Consider the following 23,495-nt stretch of genomic DNA (forward strand, 5'->3'; position numbering starts at 1 on the left):
TCCAATCAACAGGGTGCCAAAATAAACGATAAGCTTTAACACAGCCTTTTGAATAAAAAGAACGCAGTCATTAAACTGCGTCCAAAAGAAGAATATTAGTTGTTTATACCTTTTCGATTGCCACTGCACATGCTTTGTATTCCGCCGTTCCTGAAATAGGGTCGTATTCATTTAATGTTAAAACATTCGTTGGTGTTTCACTCCAGTGAAAACTCATAAAGACTAAACCTGGTACCACCTGTTCTGTAACCTTAGCCTTCACCTCAAGCTCCCCTCTTCGTGAACGAACCCGGACCAATTCTCCATCAATAATTCCAAGGACGGCAGCATCAGCAGGATGGATATCTAGAGTCTCTTCTGTTTGTTTCACCTTTACCCCAGAGGCATAATGACGAGTCTGAGAATGGGTATTATAAGATTCATAGCGACGGCCTGTTGTTAGTGTAAATGGATAGTCATGATCTGGTAACTCTAACGGAGCTGTGTAATCTACCGGAACAAATGGTGATTTTTTCATTGGTGCTTCTTGCTGATTGAACCTCTCATGCATGATAAAAGTTCCTGGATGATTTTCGTCAGGACATGGGTAGTGGATGCAGTACTCTTTTTCGAGCCGCTCGTAAGATATGCCGCCATACATCTCCCAAGCAAGTTTCCTCACTTCATCCCAAATTTCTTCACTATTGTTATAGGTCATAGGATAACCCATTATTGTCGATAATTCACAAAGGATTTCCCAATCCTCTTTCACATTGGGATGTGCCTCAATTGCTTTGCGGACTCTTTGAATTCTTCGATCTGTGTTGGTGTAGGTACCATCTACCTCTCCCCATGAACGCGCTGGTAAAACAACATCGGCCATTCTGGCTGTTTCGGTCATGAAAATGTCTTGAACAACTAACAAATCTAGTTTTTCCATCAATTTTTTCGTATGGTTCATATGCACATCGGCAAGTAGAGGGTTTTCACCAATAATATAAAGAGCCTTTAGTTCACCCATTTCTAAGCGGTCAAATGTACGAGTTTGTGTATCGCCTGCCTGCGGGTTTAATTCGACTTTCCATTCCTTTTCATAACGGGCACGGAATTTTTCATTTGCTAAACTCATTGCTCCAGCTAATTGGTTAGGCAGGCATCCCATATCCCCTGCACCTTGGACATTGTTTTGTCCCCTTAGTGGCATAATTCCTGTTCCTGGTTTTCCAATATTTCCAGTTAATAATGCAAGGTTGGCGATATCAAATACATTATTAACGCCACAGTGATGCTCCGTAATACCAAGTGTATACGCAATCATTGAACAGCTTGCTGAAGCATACTCCCTAGCTGTAGCGACAATATCTTCTGCTTGCAAACCAGTAATGGTTGCAGCAAATTCAGGAGTATACGGTTCAACTTGTTTTTCAAGTTTCTCAAAGTCAACCGTAAATTGCTTGATAAACTCAGGGTTATATAACCCTTCTTTCAGAATTATCCGAATGAAAGCATTAATCAGTGCAATATCTGAACCGACATTTATTTGCAAATGACGATGAGCAACTTTCACCATATCAATTTTTCTTGGATCAATGACAATTATTTTCAGGCCGGCTTTTGCCGCCTTCTTGATTCGATTAGCGATAATTGGGTGTGCCTCTGTCGTATTCGAGCCCATCAGAAGCAGCACTTCTGCCCGCTCAAAATCTTCCAGAGTGTTTGTTGGGAAACCGCTTCCAAAAACAGTTGCCAGACCGGCAACACTAGGAGCGTGTCAGGTTCGATTGCAGCCATCAATATTATTACTGTGAATGACCGTTCTCATGAATTTTTGTGTTATATAATTGGATTCATTTGTACTCCGTGCACAAGCAAACATAGAAATTGCATTTGGTCCCCATGATGATTTGATGCTTGATAATTTAGTGGCAATGTATTGATAGGCTTCATCCCACGTCGTTTCAACCAACTTACCAGCTTTACGAATTAATGGGGATGTTAATCTATTCTTAGCATGTACATATTCATAAGCAAATGCACCTTTTACACATGTTTGTCCTTTATTGACAGGTGCTGCCTTGTCACCACGGATTTTCATGATTCGGTTATCTTGAACTTCAAGGACCAGGCCACATCCCGTTCCACAATATCCGCAAATCGTTTTGACTAAATTAGATTCTCCCAACATGTTCACTCCTCTATAAAAACATTTGTAACTATATAATAATAATAATCTATTTATTTTAATTGTAGATTCTTTTTTCACAATATATGTGTCTATTTTTTGAAAAATTGAGTAATAAAAAAACGAGAGAATCGTTCTCCCGTTTTTAAGCAGTTTTGGCAGGCAATAAGATATTAAAGGTGGTACCTTTATTTAGTTCGCTTTCCACAAAGACCTTCCCATTATGGCTTTCAATGATTTTGAAGCTCACCATCAATCCTAAGCCGTTTCCGTTCTTCTTAGTTGTGTAAAAGGGCTCGCCAAGTTTCTTTAATTTCTCCTTGGAAATGCCCACACCTGTATCTTGAATGGAAATTTGAACATTATTATCGTGGATGATTGTTTTAACATGTAGTTCTCCTCCGTTTGGCATAGCTTCAATTCCATTTTTGATGAAATTTAAAAATACCTGTTTTAAACGGTTTTCATCACATTCAATTTGAATAATCTCCTGATTGCAATCAAAAGTTAAACGGACATTTTTCTTTCTTGCTTCAAATTCAAGCAATGAGACAACATTCTTTATCACAGGAACCACATTCTTTTCTTCTAATTCAACTGCTTTTGGTTTTGCTAATACCATAAAGTCTTCAACAATAGTATTAACTCGTTCAATTTCATCGAGAATAATGCTCAAAAACTCGATTCGCTCCGGGTCCTTTTCATCTAGCTGTAAAAATTCCGCGTACCCTTTCATTGAAGTGAGGGGATTACGAATTTCGTGAGCAACACCCGCAGCTAATTGACCAACTGCAGCCAATTTATCCTGCCGATGCAGGACTTCCTCTGTTTTCTTCCGTTCGGTTATGTCATTTCGGATGGCAAGATATTGGTATGGCTTTCCTTGATCATTCGAAAAGGGAACGATCGTTGTGTCCACCCAATAATAGGTACCATCCTTTGCTTTATTTCTTATTTCACCCTTCCATACTCTTCCAGAACCAATTGTCTTCCAAAGATCTTTGAAAAATTCTTTTGAATGGAAACCTGAATTTAAAATATTATGATCTCTGCCAAGTATTTCTTCCCGTTTGTATTTAGAAATCTCACAGAATTTTTCATTGACACTGGTGATAATTCCTTTTGCATCCGTAAATGCAACAATTGAGGATTGATCAAGAGCAAATTTAATATCAATATTCTCTTTAATCGTTTCTTTCAGATGACCTTCAGCCCTTTTTCTGTCCGAAATATCTGAGCGAATCGCAATATATTGGACAGGCTTTCCTTTTTTATTCAAGAAAGGAACGATTGTAGTATCAACCCAATAAAAAGACCCATCTTTCGCTTTATTACGGATTTCACCGCGCCAAATCTTCCCTGATCGAATCGTGGACCATAAATCCTTGAAGAATTCTTTAGAATGGTAACCAGAATTTAATATCCGGTGATTCTGACCGATAATCTCATCTTTTGTATACTTGGAAATCTCTTCGAACTTATCATTTACAAAGATTATATTTCCTTGAGGGTCTGTTATAGCAACAATGGTCGAGGCATCGAGAGCAGCTTTAATGTCCTTCAGGTTTGCATCGGATGTTACTAATTGTTTACTAATTAATGTACTAGATACAATTAGCCCTCCAATAATGAGAATAGTTAAGAATAATACCAAATAAATAAAAAAGGGACTATCTGCACTTGACACATTCAGACTATCACTTAATGACGTGTTCAAAGCTCTCCTCAATATAAAATGACCTTCAATAATGGCTAAGGACATAATTATCGCACTAATTGGTTTTAACCAAACCTGGTTATTTCGAGTAAAACTTTTCGAAGAAGAAATAATCCATAAAGAAAAGAAAAATGAAGCAAAGATTAAAAGCCCTGAAAAAAGAAGCAATATTACGTGATATTTTATAACAACATTCATGGCATATAAACCGATTAGATGGATTGCAAATACGGCCATCGTTAGAAATAAACTTCCTAAGATTAAATGATAAAACGTCATTCGTTTTCCTAATAATGATAAGAAGGCCATTCCTGTAAATGCTATCCCGATGATTATTGACAAAATCGTAAGTGGAATATTATAACTGGCAAACCTGTTTGTATCTATGGAAATAAGTCCAATAAAATTCATGATCCAAATCCCGATACCAATTGAAAATGTGCCACCTAGGAACAGATGCGGCTTATTTTTTTCTGTAGACTTTATTAAAGTAAACATATCTAATGCTGTATATGATGCCATGATGGTTAAACCAATGGCAATTATGATGAAATACGGTTGAAAAGTTCCTATAACTGTATTCATTTACCAGCATCCCCCCATATCTATTGCTTTTCTACTATGATTGTAATGGAAAGAGAATTGTTATGGAAGCATAAAATTCACATGAAACGTCAGTTTCCTATTATTTTAACCTCACATCACCAATCCATGAATGAGTAAATGGGTGAATGAACATTTATGTGATAAAAGACTTATATTTTTAAAAAAGTCTGATTTTTTTAAAAAAAGTCTACACATTTTAATTTATTTCGTCTATACTGTACTATAACAAGAACGATATTAATAAACTGTATTAATAAAGGGGGAGTTTTATTATGTTAATCAGTCCAGTTGAGTTTTTCCGTACTTTACCAAAGAAGCAATGTTCAGAATGTGGTCAGCACATGGAGGAACAAGCAGAAAGCTATTTTATGGAATGTGAAAAATGTTTAGCCAAAAAAGAAGAATAGCTCGAAAAACTCTCCAATTTGGAGAGTTTTTTTGTTATTTCAAATGTCATGTGAGGATTATTTAATTAATTTTTACCTTTTAGGTGAGATTTAGGAAGGCATAATCCCTTTTCATGATGCAAACCCTATACATAAGGAGTTGATATGCATGGCTAAAAGGACTGATTTCCAGAGTTATCGAAATAGAAACACTATAAAAGAGACTGTTATCAATAATACGAAAACAGTTTCAGGGGATTCCGTAGATGAACTTAGAAATCTGGAAGAAGCAAACACCTTGATTAGCGGTGATGAAATTCAACAGCAAAATGAAAATCTATAAAGAGAGTAGAAAAGACTGTCAATCATTCATGACAGTCTTTAGTGAATAGTGATTTCTTAAATTTGCGGTAGTTCTCTCATTTCTTGAAGCATTTCATTGCCACACATTGGGCATAGTAAATCATCTGCAACGAAGTCCTTTCTCATCCACCCAATACAGGCTTCGGCTATGCATGAATAGATTTCAGTATTAACCAGGATCGTTTCAATTTCTTCTTCTTTAGCTCTTTTACCGTAAAAAATGGGAACCGCCTCCTTTTTTATTAGTATGCACAAAAAAGTGGGTTTTCATTTCCAGAATTCTTTAGGAGTTGTTAAAAAGATGATTAACCAAAAAGGATATACAAAAGTGGGAACGGACATTGACGAAGTGAAGCGGTTAAACAGCCAATCTGGATTGAGCTATAATGAAGTAAAGAGATTACTTGCGGAAAGATATCTTGCTAATAAAAAGGAATAGAGAAAGACAAAACCTCAAGCCAATGGGCATGAGGTTTTGATTTTTGTCAATGATTTTCTTCTTTATATTCAATTGTTATATTTTCCTGATGTCCTTTTGAGAGCAGTTTATCTTTTTTCCGGTTTTCTTTGGATTGAAAAATAATGTCGAAATCGTAATCATCAGGATATAGTTCTTTTGCTGCGATATATAAAGAGATTCTTTTGTGGTTGATTGTTTGCTTTTCCCCTTTTATTTGCACAACAAAATTTCCGAGTGGGTCCGGACCTGTATAGATAATCCCAAACTCATTGGCAGGTGATATTTTTACATTGTCTCCCTGTTGGAAGAGAGGAGTTTTCACCTCTATTTTCGTTCTTTTCCTTACGTCCTTATATTTATTAATAATCACCTGTTTTTCCAATTCCTTTAGCTTCCAGGCATCTGTAACATCTGTGGAATATTGCTTTTCTTCTTTATAAGTGATGGTATGAGCCCTTTCAAGAATTCTCGGATGCATTCCCAGTTTTAACGCGATGGCAAAGGCCTGACTCTCCCCTCCTTTTCCGATGTGTAAGCGGTAGGTCGGACTTAAAGTGGTTAGATCAAACTCCATTGATCCATTAATAAATCCAGGATGTGTTTCAGCAAAAACTTTAATTTCACTATAATGGGTTGTTGCCAGAATAGTTGCCCCTTTTTCATACAAGGTTTCTAAAATCGCTGTAGCGAGCCCCATTCCTTCGCCAGGGTCGGTGCCCGAACCTAATTCATCTAATAAAACCAAGGTACGATGCTGGGTTTCTTTTAAAATTTCAATAATATTTACTATCCGTGAGCTAAATGTACTTAAATTTTCAGTTATACTTTGCCCATCCCCAATATCCACTAAAATTCGTTCAAATATATTGAAACTACTTTCTGGTGCTGCGGGAATATGAAGACCACATTGAACCATTAAGGTTAAGAGTCCCACAGTTTTAATCGTAACAGTTTTCCCGCCTGTATTTGGACCGGTAATGACTAATGCATGCTGTTCATTACTCAAGGTAAAGGAAAGAGGGACAGCTTTTTCCCCTAAAAGCGGGTGTTTGGCAGAAATTAAATTCAACTCCCCAGATTCGTTTATGCCTACCTTTGATCCATTAATCGAACGGCCATACTTTGCCTTTGCAAATAAAAAATCGTAATGAACCATTGTTTCAATCGCCATACGAATTTGCTGCTCCTTTTCTTCAACCAATCCCGTTAAATAATTTAAAACCCTTTGAACTTCGACTTCTTCATCTCCGATTAACCAATTTAATTGATCTTGAAACATAGCAATCTCTTCAGGTTCCATAAATAGTGTTGAACCTGATGCAGAAGTATCTAAGACAACTCCCTTTATTTTGTTACGATATTCTTTTTTAATAGGTATCACATAGCGTCCATTCCGCTGACTGACTACATTTTCTTGTAAATAATTTTTATATTTATTGGACCGAATCAACTGAAGTGTTTTTTCTTTTAGCCTTTCCTCTTGAATCGCTATTTGTTTCCTCAATTTTAATAACTCTTTACTAGCATAATCATCAACGCGGCCATTGCGGATACAGCGGATAATCTCACCCGCAAAATCCGGTAATTCATCAATTCCATCAACGTAGGAAGATACCCTTGGGGCATAATATACTTTATCCTTCATATATCTGCGCATCTTTCCACAGCAGTCCAAAAAATCATAAAGCTTAGCCAACTGGTCAGCCCTAAGTGCAACTCCTTTATTCATATTATTTAACAATGCATCCATCCCATCCAATCCATGAACAGGAACACTAGCACTCTTTTTTAAAATCTCTACAGCCTCAGACACCTCATCAAGCCATGCTTCAATTTGCTTCAAATTTGTCGATGGTGTCAGGCACTCAATTTTTTCCTTCCCTTCTTTCGTTAAGGCAAAACTTGCAATAGTATTTTTGATTTGCTGAAATTCCAACGTATTAAAAGTATGTGAATTCACTTTGTTAACCTCCTAAATAATTGACTATGTTAATGATTGTTGATTTGGCACTATGTTGATTGGAGCGGAAGGCGCGAAGACTCCTGCGGAAGTACGAGGCAGGGGAGACCCCGCAGGCGCTAAAAGCGCCGAGGAGGCTCACCGCAACGCCCGCGAACCGCTCGCGCCTGGAGCGGAAATCAACAGACTAGTTAAACAGAAATAAAAATAGCCGCAATGAACAATGTCATTGCGGCCACATGAAATAAACTCATACACTCATCTTTCATACAAAATATTTACCCAAAATAAAAACTGTCTACACGGATGTACACAGCTACATTGGTAAAGATGTATGCTAATGATGCCCATTGTTCTTAACTCCATTCCTAAACATACGTAAATAAGCCTTCATTCAAGAAAAAATTGAAAGAGGAACTAGGAATGAACATATCCAATTGATGGATTAGTTAAGAACGACACCTAACATAAAACATACTCCTTTAAACACATAAGTTTTTAGAAAAATTTAACTTTTATTAATAATAAACTAATTGGCAGTACTTGTCAATTTAGTATTTGTTTCATTTATAGAATATGCAAATAAAAATCCATTGTTCCTCTATAGTAAGAATGGAATGATGTAGGGAATGACAATCGATATTAACAATGCTGCGATGCCCATGGCGGCCCCAGCAACAGCTCCCTGGATTTCCCCTTCTTTGACAGCTTCAGCCGTCCCAATGCCATGCGCGATTGTACCAATTGATAAACCACGTGCAAACGGGTGATCTATTTTAAATAGATTTAACAGCCCTGGCCCAAACATGGCGCCAATCATTCCAGTAAGTATCACAAAAGCAGCGATGAGAGAAACATTACCCTTTATTATCTTTCCAACCTCCGTTGCGACAGGAACTGTTACTGACTTAATCGTTAATGGCAGTAGTAACATTTTTGAGAGAAAGGAGCATTTAGCAATAATGAGGGCGGATAAAATCGTTGTAAACGTCCCTATTAATATTCCTAAACAAGCCGCAGCCAAATATTGTGCAAATAAGGTCCGATTCTTATAAATCGGGACAGCTAACGCAACTGTTGCAGGTCCGAGAAGGTAAGTCATAATCTTTTTAGCAGGTGTATATTCATGATATGTAATATGTGAACCTACTAACAGGACAATAATAATTAATGTGCTTAAAAATACAGGACTGGTAAGGGGCGATGAATATCTTTGGCCAAATTTTCGTGAAAATATATAGACAGTAATGGTTAGAAAAATACTATACACTGTGGTCATGATAATTCACTTTTACCTTTTCTTTTTTCATTATTACAGATTGTGTTGCTTTCCCTGCAGATATGAGTCCGATAAAGGCACTAATAATCAAGACAATTAAAATGAGGAGGCCCTTATTTAGAAAGATATGTCCCAATGTCATTAAACCAACTGCGATTGGTATGAAAAAAAAGCTTAAATGCTTTAATAGCCATGTTGCTGCCAAGTCTATTTGTTCCACTTTGATAACACGGGTCCAGAGTAAGATTAAGAGGAGAAGAATCCCGATTACATTTCCAGGAACCTGTAAATGAAAAAAACGTACCATTAGACTGCCCGCATGATAAATCACAATTAAAGTGGCAATTTGACAAGAAAAAATCAATACTTTTTTCACTTTCCTCTCTCCTTTTCTGTAAATATTTAAATATTCCGAAAATATAATCAATAATATTACAGTATGACGGAACTGCATTTTAATTGCACGAAGTTTTGTTCACAAATTATCCATATCTTTTTTCAGCTAACTTCTTTATCTTAAAAGTAGGAGGGATACATATGAAAAAGATTTACTTAATTTGCAGTCTTGCTGTGTTTATCGGAATTGCAGCAGGAATTTCTTTCTTTCTCGTACGTGATGCAAATGCTAAAATACCTGCAGAAGTTACATTGATAGACCAAAATGGTGATTCTTATAATTTTGGTAAGGATAAAACTAAACTAAAACTTGTAGAGTTTATCTATACCCATTGCCCGGACATTTGTCCAACCACAACACAAAAGATGATCGACTTGAAGAAAGATTTTGAGAAGGTTGGTGTCTTTGGTAAGGATATTGAATTTTTGACAATTACCATCGATCCCTATCGAGATACACCAGAGATTTTAACCGACTATATGCAAGGATTTGAGATTGAAAATAATAAGGATTGGTTATTCTTAACAGGAGATAAACAAAACATTAAAAAAGACCGCGCAGAGATCAAAAAAGTGACCGATGCCATGCAGTTTCAGTTTAAAGATCCTGGCAACGGACAATTCGTGCACTCCACCTTTACCTTTTTGGTTGATGAGAACAATAAATTTATTGACAAGTTTCCAATGGGAGAAGACTTTGACAAACAAGAAGTCTACGATCAAGTAATGGATGAGTTAGAGTAACAAAAAAGCGATTAGTCCGTTTGGATTAATCGCTTTTTATTTCCTAGATTTTGTCCCTAGCTAATGTTTGTTATTTAATTCACAGAAGATGGGTAATTTTTTATTTTCTGCAGTGACAAGAGGTAATTGGATTTTGGTTTGGTTAAGCTCGCTTTAATACCAGCCTTTTTTAACTTGTTAACAAGTTCAGTTAGTTGATTTTTTGTCATCCATCTCACACCTTCTTTTACTTGCTTCTTTACCCAATTTTACAACAAAAATATGAATAAAGTGTGAAATCGGAAAAATTTTTTAGAAAATTTTTCTTATAAACCTTTTATCGGCGAAAAGAATTCGCTCTTCGTCTGTTTTAATGGTATAATCAGTAGATATTTTGTTTTGGAGGATGTTTTAAATATGATTACTGTAAGTAACGTAGGTTTAAGATATGGAGACCGAAAATTATTTGAAGATGTAAACATTAAATTTACACCTGGTAACTGCTACGGACTAATCGGTGCAAATGGTGCCGGCAAATCAACTTTTTTAAAAATTCTATCTGGTGAAATTGAAGCACAATCAGGAACTGTTCAGCTCGGACCTAACGAACGGATGGCTGTGTTAAAACAAAACCATTTCGAATATGAAGAATATGAAGTTTTAAAGACCGTAATTATGGGTCATACGCGCCTGTATGAAGTCATGCAGGAAAAAGACGCGATCTATATGAAAGAAAACTTCACAGATGAAGATGGTATGAAAGCTGCTGAACTAGAAGGCGAATTCGCTGAATTAAACGGCTGGGAAGCAGAACCAGAGGCTGCAATTCTTTTAAAAGGTCTAGGGATCGGTGAAGACCTTCATTATAAAACAATGGCAGAATTGACAGGCTCAGAAAAAGTGAAAGTGTTGCTTGCACAAGCATTATTCGGCAGACCAGACGTGCTACTACTGGATGAGCCAACGAACCATTTGGACATCAAAGCAATCCAATGGCTAGAGGATTTCTTAATTAACTTTGAAAATACTGTTATTGTTGTCTCCCATGATCGTCATTTCTTAAACAAGGTATGTACACATATCGCTGATCTTGACTTTGGAAAAATTCAAATCTATGTGGGTAACTACGATTTTTGGTATGAATCAAGCCAATTAGCTACAAGATTAACTTCGGACGCTAACAAAAAGAAGGAAGAAAAAATTAAGGAACTACAAGCCTTTATTGCACGCTTTAGTGCCAATGCTTCGAAATCAAAACAGGCCACTTCTCGGAAGAAATTACTTGATAAAATTACTCTTGATGACATAAGACCTTCTTCTCGTCGTTATCCATTTGTTGGGTTTACACCAGATCGTGAAATTGGGAATGATTTGTTGCGTGTAGAGGGATTAACAAAAACCATTGACGGTGTAAAGGTCCTAGATAACATTAACTTTATCGTCAATAAGGGTGATAAAATCTCCCTTGTAGGAACAAATGAACTTGCAAAAACAACCCTTTTTAAAATCCTAATGGGTGAAATGGAAGCAGACAGTGGCACCTATAAATGGGGAATTACCACTTCTCAAGCTTATTTCCCTAAGGATAACTCCGAGTATTTTGAGAACAGTGATTTAAACCTAGTGGATTGGCTTCGTCAGTTCTCACCTAAGGATGACAGCGAAAGCTTTTTACGTGGATTTTTAGGTAGAATGCTTTTCTCTGGTGAAGAAGTGCTTAAAAAGGCAAGTGTCCTTTCCGGTGGAGAAAAGGTGCGCTGCATGCTTTCTAAAATGATGTTAAATGGTGCGAATGTTCTTTTATTAGATGAACCAACAAACCATTTAGACTTAGAATCGATTACTGCGTTGAATAACGGATTAATTAATTTTAAAGGTTCATTGCTCTTCGCTTCTCATGACCATCAGTTTATTCAAACGATTGCCAATCGTATTTTTGAATTAACTCCAAATGGCTTAATGGATAAGGAAATGAGCTATGATGAATACTTAGAAAATGCTGATATACAAAAACAATTGGCTGAAATGTATAAATAGTTTACAGAACAGTGGGCACTACGTAAAAAGATACGTGGTGCCCCTTTTCATTAACTTCTCTTCTGTTTTCTTCTTGATGATGGTTCAGTTCTTGATCCTGTTTCAGTGGTTGTAGTTCCTTGCCCCTCCACTTGCGGAGAAGTCAATCCGATTGTCGATGGATCCTTTTTACGTTTGCCCATTTTGCACACCTCCCCTATTAGCTTTTGGAGGATTAATGCTACTTATTCCGAATAATTCAGATAAAGTTAGGCATGATAATCTAGAGGAGGAGGTGTTTTGTATGGCAAAAATTGGTGTAGAACAATCTCTTGCGCAAGTTCAACAAGCATTACGTGAAAAGGGTCATGATGTTATTGAATTAAAGCAGGAGTCAGACGCCCAGAATTGTGATTGTTGTGTAGTTACAGGACTAGATTCAAACGTAATGGGTATGCAGGATACCTTTACAAAAGGTTCAGTTATTGACGCAAATGGTCTGTCAGCTGACGAAGTATGTCAACAAGTAGAAAGCAGACTACAATAATTAATTCAAATCTCAAAGACTAAAGGATTCACTTTAGTCTTTTTTTGTTTTCATCTTTTATGTTTAATCCTATTTGCTATAATGATTAAGGAAGGTTTATTCTACTGGTATTATTAAGTCATCTGCTCATCAGAAAGAGGTTTCACTATTTTATGATTACTTACATAGCCCTAGGTCCCTTAGAATTTTTAAAAAATAATGTTTTCAAGTATTGGATTGATCCTACTGATGCAAAGTGAATTTTGGTCACCACTTTTATTGTCGCTAAAAGTGGCCTCTATTTCTGTTATCTTAGTCTTTGTTTCAGGGATCTTTATTGCAAGATTGTTAACAAAAAGACAATTTAAAGGAAAAATGCTCATAGAAATCTTCCTATTGCTTCCCATCGTATTGCCCCCGACGGTGATTGGCTTTTTACTAATTTTCTTATTTGGCGGCAATAGTCCATTAGGTTCATTAATAAATCACCTTTTTACAAGTTCGATCATGTTTACTCCATTGGCTGCTGTAATTGCTTCTAGCATTGTCGCCTTCCCATTAATGTATCAAACTGTGAAAATTGGGTTCCAATCTGTTGATAACGGAATTGAAGAAGCAGCAAGAGTAGATGGTGCAAACGAATGGAATGTATTCTTCCTTGTTACCCTTCCATTATCTACACGGTCAATCATTACTGGTCTTATTCTATGTTTTGCTAGAGCCTTAGGGGAATTTGGTGCCACGTTCATGTTTGCTGGGAACATCCCTGGAAAAACGCAAACTGCACCCACTGCCATTTATATCGCAATGGAATCGGGAAATATGAATTTAGCCTGGTTGTTAGTCATAGCGATGATTTTTCTTTCTGCATTAATGCTATTAGCAACAAATATTACACAAAAATAAGCCATGATAAGATTTCACTTATCATGGCTTTTTCACATTTCTAAAATTTCGTAGTGAATTTTTTTCTTAAACCAATAATAATCCCTGCTAATGCAATAATTACGACACCATAGATGAGATTAATATTGGATAACTGCTTTTCTTGTTGTTTCTTTTTAGAGGATGTTTCACTTTTTACTTCAACCTTCACTGGAGATGGCTCTTTGTATTTAAGTGGAACGTACTGAATAACTTGTCCATTATTATTTTTAATCGCAAGTACACCCTGATTATTTAACAGCCTCGTGCTCCCTTTGGTTGATTCTGTAATTAAGGTATTCTTTTCAGGGAAGTATTCTTTATTGTTTAACGTATAGATTTCACTTTGCAATAATGTTGCATGTTGAAAGTTTTTAAATCCATAATCAAACAAGCTGGCCGTATCATCATATTTTTCTCTTGGTAGATTAGAATTTAGAACCACAGCAGTCAGCCTTATTTTCGGATTGGCTGCAGTTGTAGCCAGTGTTTGTTTTGCTTTAACGGTATATCCTGTTTTCCCTCCGGTTACTCCTGGGTATTCAAACTCCCCTTTTAGCATGCGGTGGTGGGTTAGGATGTTCGTTTTCCATGATTGCCCCTTCCACTTAAGTACTTTCGTCCCGAAGATTTCTGCAAAGACAGGATTCTTGATAGCATAATTAGTTATGATTCCCATATCTCTCGCCGTTGTATAATGGTTCTTATCAAACAAACCATTGGGATTGATAAAATGGGTGTGATTCACACCTATTGTTGTTTTTAAATAGGTATTCAAATGCACTGCAAACTGTTCGACACTTCCATCAATGTGTTCTGCAATCGCTACAGCTGCATCATTACCTGAATTAACTAACATTCCTTGGATTAATTGCTTTAAAGTGATTTTTTCCCCTTCGTCTAAATAAACCCTTGTTCCATCTTGCCTCACAGCATTGGCACTAACAGTAACCATGCTATTCAAATTGCCCTTTTCAATCGCATAAATTGCTGTTGCTATTTTCGTTAGACTAGCAGGGTACATCTTTTTATCTGCATTTTTTGCATACAGAACAGCACCTGTATCAGAATCTAAAAGAACAGCCCCTTTACTTTTTAGGTTAGGTTGTCCATTATTAGCAGCTAATGGGCTTAAATGATTCGAACAAACGAGGAGGATTACGAAGATAACGGATACAAATTTTTTCATTAAATAACACCTAACTTTTACATTATTTCCTATTAAATCTTAACAGATTGTATTGCAAAATAATAGATTAAATTAGGAAATCTATTGGGAAGTCATTTATAAAAATAGAAAAGCCGGCTGGTATCACACCACCCGGAAATTTAACTAGTTTCTTTTTTTTGATATGAGCATAGTAATTTGCGCCATGATCATTGGTAATGACGATTTTCTTCGGTAGGCTAAGTATTTGGGTTCCCAAATATTTGTATATTTTTCTTTAAATTTTCGCAGACCTTGGAAGTGGTAAAAAAAATGGCCATGCAGGAAAATTTGCGCAGCAATTTTCTCGCTTAAAAATGAGAACCTTGACAGTCCTACATTTGCCAATGGTGCCATTCCCATATTAAACCGATCATATCCTTGTTCTTTTGCCCAATCAAATAAACACAAGAAAAGAAAATCAACTGCACCTGATACGGCTTCTGGTTTAAACCTCATTAAATCTACAGAAATCGTTTGATAATCATCATACACATGCATAATGCTCATAAAACCAAGAATCTGCTTGTTCTCATCTTTTACAATCGCAATGGGTGCCTTATTTAAATAATCCTCAGAAAAGAATCCTAGCGAAAAACCTTTTTCCTCTCTTCCTTGCAGCCAATCATTTGATATCTCTCTTAATTCTTCCAAGAGTTCTCTGGAATGGGGAGGTGTGATGATTTCATAAGAATAGTCCGCTCGAACAAATTTATTTCTTAATGCTCGTAACCCCTTCATTTTGGCCCCTGTTAAGGAGAAATATTTCAAATCTACAAATGCCTCTTCACCTAATTTAAAAAAAGCAAAGCCATGTCCATGCAGGTATGGAAGCATATCATCACTTACTTGATAAAAAACAGGCGTATAGCCATGTAAATCAGCAATTTCCTGAAATTCCTCTATTGCATTTGATATTTCGTCTTTTTCCCCAATGGGATCGCCAAGAATGACTAGCTTGTCTGCAAATTGTTGAAAGGAAATTAATACATTCTTCTTACTGTTCCAAAATATGAACTTATCATGTAAAAAAATTAAATGCGATAACACCTTACCTTGATACTTCGATAAATGATTAACAATTTCTTTTTCACGGTTTGCAGATCGCTCTAAAATCCAACTTTTCGGCAAACTGATTAAATATCCAAACATTAGAATGAACAAAGCGATAACAAGCCCAATTGTTGCACTCATAAATAAATCGCGATAATCAACAATTACATAGGGCAAAAGTTTAGGAGGTATTTCTATTTTAGATATCGGCAAATTCAGATAACCGATCACGAGATACATGGAAGTGATTAAAAGAATAATCATTATATCAAAAATCGTTTTACCCCAAGTCAACACATAACTCTTTCGATAAAATTGACCTTTTGACATCCGAAGCAACAAAGCGACAATAATTAAAAAAATCGCTTCTTCATAATCAATTCCTTTAAAGATAGAGAACAGTGCGGCCAGAATTAATGCGAACATCGTTAGCTCGTACGCTCTCTTTACGCTATATTCAATTCCACGAGATAAACCTAATAATAAAAATCCTGCTGCAACAGATAATTGATGCGACACATTAATAATTGGGAACGACAATAGCTCCTGCGCCACTTTCAAACGGGACATAATTCCAGGCACACTAGCTGATAACAGCAGGATTAAACCAGAAAGAAAAACCAGCATGGTTAATATGACATGACTTAATCCTTGAACAACGGCTTTAGGAAGATCATTCCAAGTTTCATTCCACTTCTTCCAATAAAGTTTAACAAAGAAAACTAGGCTAATTAAAAAAGGAAGAAAGTAATAGCCAATCCGGTAAAATAGTAATAAAACAAGAACCTTTTCTTCAGGGATATGTAAATCTTGCATCCCCCAAATAAATACCAAATCAAAAGAGCCCAATCCACCTGGGATCATACTAATGATACCAGCACATGCAGCTACAATATAGACAGGAAAAAGATTTGCTGCAGAGATAGAAATTCCTAAAGTCCGGCATAAAATCCACATGGCTAAAAATACGGCAAACCATTCGATTATGGATATCGAAATAAGCTTCAAGGTAATATTGGCACTAACTAGAGATGGACTTCCTTTTTTTGACTTAATTATATGTAAAATTAAAAAAAGTGGTAAATATAATCCAACACCCACCACAGCAAAATAGAGCCATTTTGTGTCAACAAACAACGGGAAGTTACGAAAGTTGTTTATAACGATCCATGATAGCACGGAAATACCAGTTAAATAAAATAATGATACGGATGCAATAACCCCTAAAAGTTTGCGTTTGTCCGGTTCGTGCTTATGAAAGAAATACGTCCTTAACATTGCCCCGATTATTCCACCAAAGCCAATTAAATTTGAAAACGAATTAGCAATGAATGATTGTTCTAATAAATCTCTGGTTGGAACTTTTAATTTTAATATTCGTACCAAAACCACATCATAAAGCAGCATGGGTAAGACGGCTATAAAGGTGATGATTAATATAAATAGAAGATGCCCAACATTAAGTTGACTGAGTTCTTCCTTAAGTAAGTGCATATTTAAGTTTTGAGTAAATTTTTTGATTTCGATAATTGCAAAGATTAACAGTAACAACGGGAAAATAAATTTTAGCGTCTTTAATATTCTTTCTTTTCTAATCCCCAACAAGCTAACCACCTAATTAATTGCGAATTCATTAAGCAATATCTAATTTACTTAGCAACACATTTCCTGTTTTTACTATAAACTTTTCTAAAAGAAAAACAAAGAAAAATTATCTCACTCTATAGGGAGTTACTACTTATTCTAGACATTTTTATTCATGTTCAACCATGTTTGAATGTTTAAGCGTTTAACAATACAAAACAACTCAAAATGTTGCAAAAAAATAGACAAGTTTTCTCCCCCACTCAGCATAAGTATAAAGTAGGACAAATTTATGAGGGGGTACAAAATGAAATTTTTAGTCTTAAAAAAGGAAACACTCCTATTCTTTGTTGCTATAGGGGTTGTACTTTTCTCTCTGTCAGCCTGGTTCATGTTAAAGGCTGGGGATATAACTGTTTTTAATCATCAGAGCTCGAAAGATATCCGCGAAATTCACATGGTTACTGCTGAATTCAGTACGAAAATGAAAAATGGAAAAGAAATGGAGGCTTATCGCTGGGATCCTGGTACAGTATTATTAGAGAAAGGTGAAAAAGTAAGGTTATATATTAGTGGGATAAACGGTGAAGAGCACCCCTTCTATATAGAAGGAACTAAAATAAATGGGACAGTCAAAAAAGGCGAAGAAACGGTTGTTCCTTTACAATTCGAAAAAGAAGGTACGTACCGGTTAATTTGTGAAGTCCATTCCGATCGCTCACATAATGGTCCAATGATTGCTTATATAGTAGTCGATTAAAACAGGAGATCCTTCTCCTGTTTTTTTCATGAGATAAGAACTGCCGTTTCATTATTTTTCACTATTAACACCTTGTTATCATGAGTTTCTTCATATATAACAGTTTTACAATTCATCCAGATAATTATAGTACAGTTTCGAAACTGAATCTAAAAACCCTTATAAACAATCTGAAAATAATGCTAATTATCCCCTTTAAATAAGACTTCACAAAACGTTAACAATTAGTTGCTAATATATGTGCCTTTTTTCACAAGAAATCTGTTATACTCGATTTATAGAAAGAACAACCAAACTGTTATATAGTTTTTATAAAAAATATGAGGTGATTAATAATGGAACAATGGACTGGATTTACAAAAGGTGCTTGGTCAAAAGAAGTTAACGTTCGCGATTTTATCCTTAATAATTTTACTCCTTTCGAAGGAGATGATTCATTTTTAGCTGGTGCTACAGAAGCAACCACTAAACTTTGGGCACAGGTAATGGAATTAACAAAACAAGAGCGGGAAAAGGGCGGCGTGTTGGATATGGACACAGAAACCGTATCTTCAATCACTTCCCATGGACCAGGGTACCTTAATGAGGAACTTGAAAAAATTGTTGGAGTACAAACCGATAAACCTTTTAATCGCTCCATGCAGCCATTTGGTGGAATTCGTATGGCAAAGGCAGCTTGCGAAGCCTATGGTTACCAATTAAATCCTGAAATTGAAAAAATCTTTACTGAGTTCCGTAAAACTCATAACCAAGGTGTTTTCGATGCCTATACTGATGAAATGATGCTTGCACGTAAAGCTGCGATTATTACTGGTCTTCCTGATGCTTATGGCCGTGGCCGTATTATTGGGGATTATCGCCGCGTTGCTCTCTACGGTGTAGATTTCTTAATCCAAGAAAAGCAAAAAGATCAAAAGAACACAAGTAAAGTAATGACTGAAGATAATATGCGCCATCGCGAAGAACTTGCTGAACAAATTCGTGCATTAAAAGAACTAAAGGAAATGGCAAACAGCTATGGATTTGATATCAGTCAACCAGCAAAAAATGCTGCTGAAGCATTCCAATTCGTATACTTTGGATACTTAGCAGCAATTAAGGAACAAAACGGTGCTGCGATGAGCCTTGGCCGCGTGTCAACGTTCTTAGATATTTACGTAGAAAGAGATTTGCAAAACAGAACAGTAACGGAAGAAGAAGTACAAGAAATAGTTGACCACTTTATTATGAAGCTACGTCTTGTAAAATTTGCCCGTACACCAGATTATAATGAATTATTCAGTGGAGACCCTACATGGGTAACAGAATCAATCGGCGGTATGGCCAATGATGGTCGTTCCCTTGTAACGAAAAACTCATTCCGCTTCCTGCATACATTGGATAACTTAGGTGCTGCACCAGAACCAAACTTAACAGTTTTATGGTCACCACAGTTACCTGAAAACTTTAAGAAATATTGTGCGAAAATGTCTATCAAAACTAGCTCGATTCAATATGAAAACGACGATATTATGCGCCCAGAATATGGCGATGACTATGGAATTGCCTGCTGTGTATCAGCAATGGAAATTGGTAAGCAAATGCAGTTCTTTGGTGCCCGTGCCAACCTTGCAAAAGCACTTCTTTACGCTATTAACGGCGGTGTCGATGAAAAATTAAAAATTCAAGTGGGACCACAATATCAGCCAATTACAGCTGAAGTATTAAACTACGAAGAAGTAATGCAAAAATTCGATCTTGTGATGGAATGGCTTGCTGGTCTGTATATTAACACCTTAAATGTTATTCACTATATGCATGATAAATACAGCTATGAAAGAATTGAAATGGCTCTACATGATTCGAAGATTCTTCGGACAATGGCTACTGGTATTGCTGGCCTATCCGTTGTTGCTGATTCACTAAGCGCTATTAAATACGGTGAAGTTAAAGTAATCCGTGATGAAAACGGTCTGGCCGTTGATTTTGAAACCACTGGTGACTTCCCTAAATACGGAAACAACGATGACCGTGTCGATGCGATTGCAGTAGAAGTGCTTAAAACCTTTATGAAAAAGCTTCGTAAGCACCAAACTTACCGTGACTCTGTTCACACACTATCTATCTTAACGATTACATCTAACGTAGTATACGGAAAGAAAACCGGTAATACACCTGATGGACGTCGAATGGGAGAACCATTTGCACCAGGTGCTAACCCAATGCATGGCCGTGACACAAAAGGAACATTAGCTTCTCTATCTTCGGTTGCGAAGCTTCCATACAACTATGCGATGGATGGAATTTCAAATACCTTCTCGATCGTACCTAAAGCATTAGGTAAAGAAGAAGAAAGCCAAATCCGTAACCTAGTATCCATTCTAGATGGATATGCAATCAAAGCTGGTCATCACTTAAATGTTAACGTCTTTAATCGCGAAACATTAATTGATGCAATGGAACACCCAGAGCTTTACCCACAATTAACAATCCGTGTTTCTGGATATGCAGTTAACTTCATTAAATTAACAAAAGAACAACAGTTAGACGTTATTAATCGTACATTCCACGAATCACTATAATCAAACCAACCGGGGCCCTTCTTTTGGGGCTCCTGGAAAACTAAGGGGGATCATCAACATGAACGGAAATATTCATTCAATCGAAACATTAGGTACAGTCGACGGACCAGGGATCCGCTATGTTATTTTTACACAAGGCTGCCTATTGCGGTGCCAGTTTTGCCATAATGCTGATACATGGGAAATTGGCAGCGGTAAAGAAATGACCGTTTCCGAAATCATGGATGATCTTATGTCCTTTCTGCCTTTCATTCAGTCTTCTGGCGGAGGAATTACAGTGAGCGGTGGTGAACCATTGCTGCAAATCCCCTTCCTAACAGAACTGTTTAAGGAATGTAAAAAGAAAGGGATTCATACGACCATTGATTCTTCAGGTGGCTGCTTCTCTCATTCAAAGCTTTTTGTTGAACAAATAGAGGAGCTACTCCAGTATACTGACTTGATCCTATTGGATTTGAAACATATTAACCGGAAAAAGCATATTCAATTAACAGGAATGGCCAATGACCATATACTTGAATTTGCAACATTCTTATCCGACCATCACGTTCCTATCTGGGTACGCCATGTGCTCGTCCCTACGGTAACAGATGACCCTGAAGATTTAACTAATCTTGGTGAATTCATTGGAACACTTAAAAACGTCCAAAAGATTGAAATTCTTCCCTACCACAAACTCGGTGTTTATAAATGGGAAGCACTCGGACATGAATATCAGCTCCATTCTGTTGAGCCACCCACAGAAGAAAACGTGGAGTTTGCCTATAAGAAGATAACTGCACACTGGAAGGCACCCATCCAAAAACACTGATTCGATTGAATCAGTGTTTTTAAATAGTAGGCATTATTTGGCCGCCTTGAAACTTATACTTTATTGGCCAATAAGTAAATATCTTCATAATCTGCCATTTTGGCAAGTATTAAATTGATTCTTTCCCCTATCTCCTATATACTCATATCATTGACATTTAAGTGAGGTGATAATATTTGTTTCAATTGCTTATCGACAGTTCAGATATAAATGCCCTTAACGCTCTTTATGTAAGTATCTTTTTAGGAATTGCTTTAAAATTATTATGGGCATGGAGTGTGGAATATTCTTTTGTTGGTTCCTTATCTGATCCGGCAAGGACAAATATTATTCACCCATTGGTACTTTATCTTAAGACAAGTTGTTTAAATGGCAGCTTTATTCTGAAAAGAATTGTTATATATTTTCGTAGAAAAGAATATTCACAGGATGATTCTGAAGAACCTGTTTCCTCCCTTTCACTTAATAAATATTTATAAACCATTCTAGGAGGAAATATGAAAAACAAACGATCTTCATTCATTATTGTCACAATGTTAGCTTTAACGACTTTATTATTATCTGCATGTTCATCTCAATCCCAAAATGGAAACAATAATGGATTTTTCCATACCTATTTTGTCGAACCTTTTTCAACTTTTATCCATTATTTAGCGGAACTTTTTAATGGCAACTATGGTTTGTCAATTATTCTTGTTACGCTTATTATCAGGCTTGCCTTAATGCCGCTTATGTTACGGCAGTATAAAAATCAAATGGCCATGAAGGAAAAGATGGATGTTTTAAAACCTGAAATGGATGTCATACAGACTAAAATGAAAACTGAAAAGGATCCAAAGAAAAAGCAGGAACTTCAAGCAGAAATGATGGGGCTTTATAAAAAGCATGGGGTAAATCCATTAAATATGGGCTGTTTACCATTGCTCATCCAAATGCCTATTTTAACTGGTTTCTATTATGCGATTCGTGGTTCAGAAGAGATTAAAACTCATGAGTTTTTATGGTTCAGTCTTGGAAATCCTGACATCATTATTACGATTATTGCCGGTGTTATTTACTACTTCCAGTTTAAAGTTTCCCAGTCGAATATGCCTAGTGCACAGGCAGACCAAATGAAATATATGGGGTTACTCTCACCATTAATGATTGTTATGTTTTCATTTAACGCACCAGCAGCCCTTCCCCTTTATTGGGTAGTTGGTGGTACGTTCCTGATTATTCAAACGATGATTAGCAGAAGTCTTTATCAAACAAATAAGACACCTAAGGTTCCAGTCAAACAAAAATAGTCAGATTGAAAAAAGAAGCCTCCTTGGATGCTTCTTTTTTTTGGATAGTTTTTTACATTTAGACTGACATTTTTCTTATCTTTGCAACGTGTCTTTTAAATGGGTGCTTATGTCTTCCCATTCATCACGAAGGATACTAAAAAATACCGTATCCCTTACGTATCCATCAGAAATTATCCGATCTTTCCGTAATACTCCTTCTTTCATGGCACCGATTCTAGCAATCGCCTTTTGGGATCTTATATTTCGAGAATCCGTTTTTAATTGAACACGAGTAAGGTTCCAAACATCAAATGCATGGCTTAATAAAAGAAACTTACATTCAGTATTTACTTTGGTCCGCCATACATTCGGGTGATACCACGTCGACCCAATTTCCGCACTATTATGGTTAGGGAGAATATCTAAGAAACGTGTACTCCCTATGATATGATTTTTGTTGTCTACAACCGTAAAGGTATAATCTGTCCCATTTTCACGTGCTTTTATGGCAGCGTTTATCATTTGTTCCATTTCTTCTCTCGAGCGAATTTTTGTCGCCATATATGTCCAGATTTCATCGGGTTTAGCTGCTTCCCACAAACCGTCTAAGTGGTTCATATTGACAGGAATTAATTTTACCGTTTCCCCTTGTAACGAAAATAAATCGTTCCACAATTTAGTCATAATATATTCTCCCTTATCCATAAGAAAAGACTGCGGGCTATGCTCCA

The 23,495-nt window shown here is 36.4% G+C and carries 23 protein-coding genes; 12 read left to right on the top strand and 11 right to left on the bottom strand.

The annotated features are described in order from the left end of the window. Positions 1 to 103 precede the first annotated feature (103 nt). On the bottom strand, positions 104 to 2,164 hold the full coding sequence (gene fdhF / locus BR30_RS0103225; protein WP_231507617.1) for a formate dehydrogenase subunit alpha: 2,061 nt from the start codon (positions 2,162 to 2,164) through the stop codon (positions 104 to 106). Between the two features lie 142 nt (positions 2,165 to 2,306). Next, positions 2,307 to 4,463: a PAS domain S-box protein gene (locus BR30_RS0103235; protein WP_026563743.1), complete on the bottom strand. Its 2,157-nt coding sequence runs from the start codon at positions 4,461 to 4,463 to the stop codon at positions 2,307 to 2,309. Between the two features lie 293 nt (positions 4,464 to 4,756). Here BR30_RS0103235 and yhfH point away from each other — a divergent pair, with 293 nt between their 5' ends. Both yhfH and BR30_RS37230 read left to right on the top strand, forming a co-directional pair. Further along, positions 4,757 to 4,891 carry a protein YhfH gene (gene yhfH / locus BR30_RS35625; protein WP_081825336.1) on the top strand — a complete coding sequence of 45 codons (135 nt, stop codon included), beginning with the start codon at positions 4,757 to 4,759 and terminating at the stop codon, positions 4,889 to 4,891. Between the two features lie 148 nt (positions 4,892 to 5,039). Continuing rightward, positions 5,040 to 5,213 carry a hypothetical protein gene (locus tag BR30_RS37230; protein ID WP_197032285.1) on the top strand — a complete coding sequence of 58 codons (174 nt, stop codon included), beginning with the start codon at positions 5,040 to 5,042 and terminating at the stop codon, positions 5,211 to 5,213. Positions 5,214 to 5,269: 56 nt separating this feature from the next. On the opposite strand, the gene BR30_RS0103250 is transcribed toward BR30_RS37230, so the two are convergent. Further along, positions 5,270 to 5,488, bottom strand: coding sequence for a cold-inducible protein YdjO-related protein (locus BR30_RS0103250; protein ID WP_231507618.1), 219 nt, complete (start codon positions 5,486 to 5,488; stop codon positions 5,270 to 5,272). Between the two features lie 46 nt (positions 5,489 to 5,534). Here BR30_RS0103250 and BR30_RS37235 point away from each other — a divergent pair, with 46 nt between their 5' ends. After that, positions 5,535 to 5,672 (top strand): hypothetical protein, encoded by a 138-nt coding sequence (locus tag BR30_RS37235; RefSeq protein ID WP_026563745.1) that lies wholly within the window; start codon positions 5,535 to 5,537, stop codon positions 5,670 to 5,672. Between the two features lie 46 nt (positions 5,673 to 5,718). Here the strand turns inward: BR30_RS37235 and BR30_RS0103260 are convergent, their stop codons facing one another. The 3 genes from BR30_RS0103260 to BR30_RS0103275 all read right to left on the bottom strand — a co-directional run bounded on the left by BR30_RS0103260 (position 5,719) and on the right by BR30_RS0103275 (position 9,308). Then, positions 5,719 to 7,653: an endonuclease MutS2 gene (locus tag BR30_RS0103260; protein WP_026563746.1), complete on the bottom strand. Its 1,935-nt coding sequence runs from the start codon at positions 7,651 to 7,653 to the stop codon at positions 5,719 to 5,721. A 601-nt stretch (positions 7,654 to 8,254) separates the two neighbouring features. Continuing rightward, positions 8,255 to 8,932, bottom strand: a complete 678-nt coding sequence (locus BR30_RS0103270) for an LrgB family protein (protein WP_026563747.1) — start codon at positions 8,930 to 8,932, stop codon at positions 8,255 to 8,257. Then, on the bottom strand, positions 8,916 to 9,308 hold the full coding sequence (locus BR30_RS0103275) for a CidA/LrgA family protein (protein WP_026563748.1): 393 nt from the start codon (positions 9,306 to 9,308) through the stop codon (positions 8,916 to 8,918). Before BR30_RS0103275 ends, BR30_RS0103270 begins: the two co-directional genes overlap by 17 nt. Before the next feature lie 161 nt (positions 9,309 to 9,469). Between BR30_RS0103275 and BR30_RS0103280 the strand changes: the two genes are divergently transcribed. Beyond that, complete coding sequence (locus BR30_RS0103280) at positions 9,470 to 10,072, top strand: SCO family protein (protein WP_026563749.1); 603 nt, start codon at positions 9,470 to 9,472, stop codon at positions 10,070 to 10,072. Positions 10,073 to 10,146: 74 nt separating this feature from the next. Here the strand turns inward: BR30_RS0103280 and BR30_RS38355 are convergent, their stop codons facing one another. Then, complete coding sequence (locus BR30_RS38355) at positions 10,147 to 10,281, bottom strand: hypothetical protein (RefSeq protein ID WP_257148543.1); 135 nt, start codon at positions 10,279 to 10,281, stop codon at positions 10,147 to 10,149. Positions 10,282 to 10,468: 187 nt separating this feature from the next. Between BR30_RS38355 and BR30_RS0103290 the strand changes: the two genes are divergently transcribed. Continuing rightward, positions 10,469 to 12,088 carry an ABC-F family ATP-binding cassette domain-containing protein gene (locus BR30_RS0103290; protein WP_026563750.1) on the top strand — a complete coding sequence of 540 codons (1,620 nt, stop codon included), beginning with the start codon at positions 10,469 to 10,471 and terminating at the stop codon, positions 12,086 to 12,088. Between the two features lie 50 nt (positions 12,089 to 12,138). Here the strand turns inward: BR30_RS0103290 and BR30_RS35630 are convergent, their stop codons facing one another. Then, a complete protein-coding gene (locus BR30_RS35630; protein WP_081825337.1) occupies positions 12,139 to 12,270 on the bottom strand; it encodes a YuzL family protein in 132 nt (43 codons plus the stop codon). A 101-nt stretch (positions 12,271 to 12,371) separates the two neighbouring features. Between BR30_RS35630 and BR30_RS0103300 the strand changes: the two genes are divergently transcribed. Both BR30_RS0103300 and modB read left to right on the top strand, forming a co-directional pair. Then, complete coding sequence (locus BR30_RS0103300; protein WP_026563751.1) at positions 12,372 to 12,614, top strand: YkuS family protein; 243 nt, start codon at positions 12,372 to 12,374, stop codon at positions 12,612 to 12,614. A gap of 228 nt (positions 12,615 to 12,842) precedes the next feature. Continuing rightward, positions 12,843 to 13,499 (top strand): molybdate ABC transporter permease subunit, encoded by a 657-nt coding sequence (modB, locus tag BR30_RS0103310; protein ID WP_026563752.1) that lies wholly within the window; start codon positions 12,843 to 12,845, stop codon positions 13,497 to 13,499. Positions 13,500 to 13,539: 40 nt separating this feature from the next. On the opposite strand, the gene BR30_RS0103315 is transcribed toward modB, so the two are convergent. Continuing rightward, positions 13,540 to 14,706: a D-alanyl-D-alanine carboxypeptidase family protein gene (locus BR30_RS0103315; protein ID WP_026563753.1), complete on the bottom strand. Its 1,167-nt coding sequence runs from the start codon at positions 14,704 to 14,706 to the stop codon at positions 13,540 to 13,542. Positions 14,707 to 14,850: 144 nt separating this feature from the next. Next, positions 14,851 to 17,379, bottom strand: a complete 2,529-nt coding sequence (mprF, locus tag BR30_RS0103320) for a bifunctional lysylphosphatidylglycerol flippase/synthetase MprF (RefSeq protein ID WP_026563754.1) — start codon at positions 17,377 to 17,379, stop codon at positions 14,851 to 14,853. A 289-nt stretch (positions 17,380 to 17,668) separates the two neighbouring features. Here mprF and BR30_RS0103325 point away from each other — a divergent pair, with 289 nt between their 5' ends. From BR30_RS0103325 to yidC, 5 genes are all read left to right on the top strand, one after another. Beyond that, the gene (locus BR30_RS0103325; protein WP_026563755.1) at positions 17,669 to 18,121 is read left to right on the top strand and encodes a cupredoxin domain-containing protein; all 453 of its coding nucleotides are present in this window, start codon (positions 17,669 to 17,671) and stop codon (positions 18,119 to 18,121) included. Positions 18,122 to 18,456: 335 nt separating this feature from the next. Continuing rightward, positions 18,457 to 20,682: a formate C-acetyltransferase gene (gene pflB, locus BR30_RS0103330; protein ID WP_026563756.1), complete on the top strand. Its 2,226-nt coding sequence runs from the start codon at positions 18,457 to 18,459 to the stop codon at positions 20,680 to 20,682. Between the two features lie 58 nt (positions 20,683 to 20,740). Beyond that, positions 20,741 to 21,493, top strand: coding sequence for a pyruvate formate-lyase-activating protein (pflA, locus tag BR30_RS0103335; protein ID WP_026563757.1), 753 nt, complete (start codon positions 20,741 to 20,743; stop codon positions 21,491 to 21,493). 176 nt (positions 21,494 to 21,669) lie between these two features. Then, complete coding sequence (locus BR30_RS0103340; protein ID WP_026563758.1) at positions 21,670 to 21,972, top strand: hypothetical protein; 303 nt, start codon at positions 21,670 to 21,672, stop codon at positions 21,970 to 21,972. A gap of 18 nt (positions 21,973 to 21,990) precedes the next feature. Then, positions 21,991 to 22,782: a membrane protein insertase YidC gene (gene yidC / locus BR30_RS0103345; RefSeq protein WP_026563759.1), complete on the top strand. Its 792-nt coding sequence runs from the start codon at positions 21,991 to 21,993 to the stop codon at positions 22,780 to 22,782. A 75-nt stretch (positions 22,783 to 22,857) separates the two neighbouring features. Here yidC and BR30_RS0103350 read toward each other — a convergent pair whose 3' ends face one another. Continuing rightward, complete coding sequence (locus BR30_RS0103350; RefSeq protein ID WP_035445037.1) at positions 22,858 to 23,448, bottom strand: GNAT family N-acetyltransferase; 591 nt, start codon at positions 23,446 to 23,448, stop codon at positions 22,858 to 22,860. Positions 23,449 to 23,495 lie beyond the last annotated feature (47 nt).

Source organism: Bacillus sp. UNC41MFS5, from assembly GCF_000686805.1.

Excerpts from the sequence above, each read along its gene's own strand:
- BR30_RS0103280 (WP_026563749.1), top strand. The coding sequence starts at position 9,470 with ATGAAAAAGATTTACTTAATTTGCAGTCTTGCTGTGTTTATCGGAATT.
- BR30_RS0103350 (WP_035445037.1), bottom strand. The coding sequence starts at position 23,448 with ATGACTAAATTGTGGAACGATTTATTTTCGTTACAAGGGGAAACGGTA.
- BR30_RS37230 (WP_197032285.1), top strand. The coding sequence starts at position 5,040 with ATGGCTAAAAGGACTGATTTCCAGAGTTATCGAAATAGAAACACTATA.
- yidC (WP_026563759.1), top strand. The coding sequence starts at position 21,991 with ATGAAAAACAAACGATCTTCATTCATTATTGTCACAATGTTAGCTTTA.
- BR30_RS0103300 (WP_026563751.1), top strand. The coding sequence starts at position 12,372 with ATGGCAAAAATTGGTGTAGAACAATCTCTTGCGCAAGTTCAACAAGCA.
- BR30_RS35630 (WP_081825337.1), bottom strand. The coding sequence starts at position 12,270 with ATGGGCAAACGTAAAAAGGATCCATCGACAATCGGATTGACTTCTCCG.
- BR30_RS0103325 (WP_026563755.1), top strand. The coding sequence starts at position 17,669 with ATGAAATTTTTAGTCTTAAAAAAGGAAACACTCCTATTCTTTGTTGCT.
- BR30_RS37235 (WP_026563745.1), top strand. The coding sequence starts at position 5,535 with ATGATTAACCAAAAAGGATATACAAAAGTGGGAACGGACATTGACGAA.
- BR30_RS0103235 (WP_026563743.1), bottom strand. The coding sequence starts at position 4,463 with ATGAATACAGTTATAGGAACTTTTCAACCGTATTTCATCATAATTGCC.
- BR30_RS0103315 (WP_026563753.1), bottom strand. The coding sequence starts at position 14,706 with ATGAAAAAATTTGTATCCGTTATCTTCGTAATCCTCCTCGTTTGTTCG.
- yhfH (WP_081825336.1), top strand. The coding sequence starts at position 4,757 with ATGTTAATCAGTCCAGTTGAGTTTTTCCGTACTTTACCAAAGAAGCAA.
- pflA (WP_026563757.1), top strand. The coding sequence starts at position 20,741 with ATGAACGGAAATATTCATTCAATCGAAACATTAGGTACAGTCGACGGA.
- BR30_RS0103270 (WP_026563747.1), bottom strand. The coding sequence starts at position 8,932 with ATGACCACAGTGTATAGTATTTTTCTAACCATTACTGTCTATATATTT.
- BR30_RS38355 (WP_257148543.1), bottom strand. The coding sequence starts at position 10,281 with ATGACAAAAAATCAACTAACTGAACTTGTTAACAAGTTAAAAAAGGCT.
- BR30_RS0103290 (WP_026563750.1), top strand. The coding sequence starts at position 10,469 with ATGATTACTGTAAGTAACGTAGGTTTAAGATATGGAGACCGAAAATTA.
- modB (WP_026563752.1), top strand. The coding sequence starts at position 12,843 with ATGCAAAGTGAATTTTGGTCACCACTTTTATTGTCGCTAAAAGTGGCC.
- pflB (WP_026563756.1), top strand. The coding sequence starts at position 18,457 with ATGGAACAATGGACTGGATTTACAAAAGGTGCTTGGTCAAAAGAAGTT.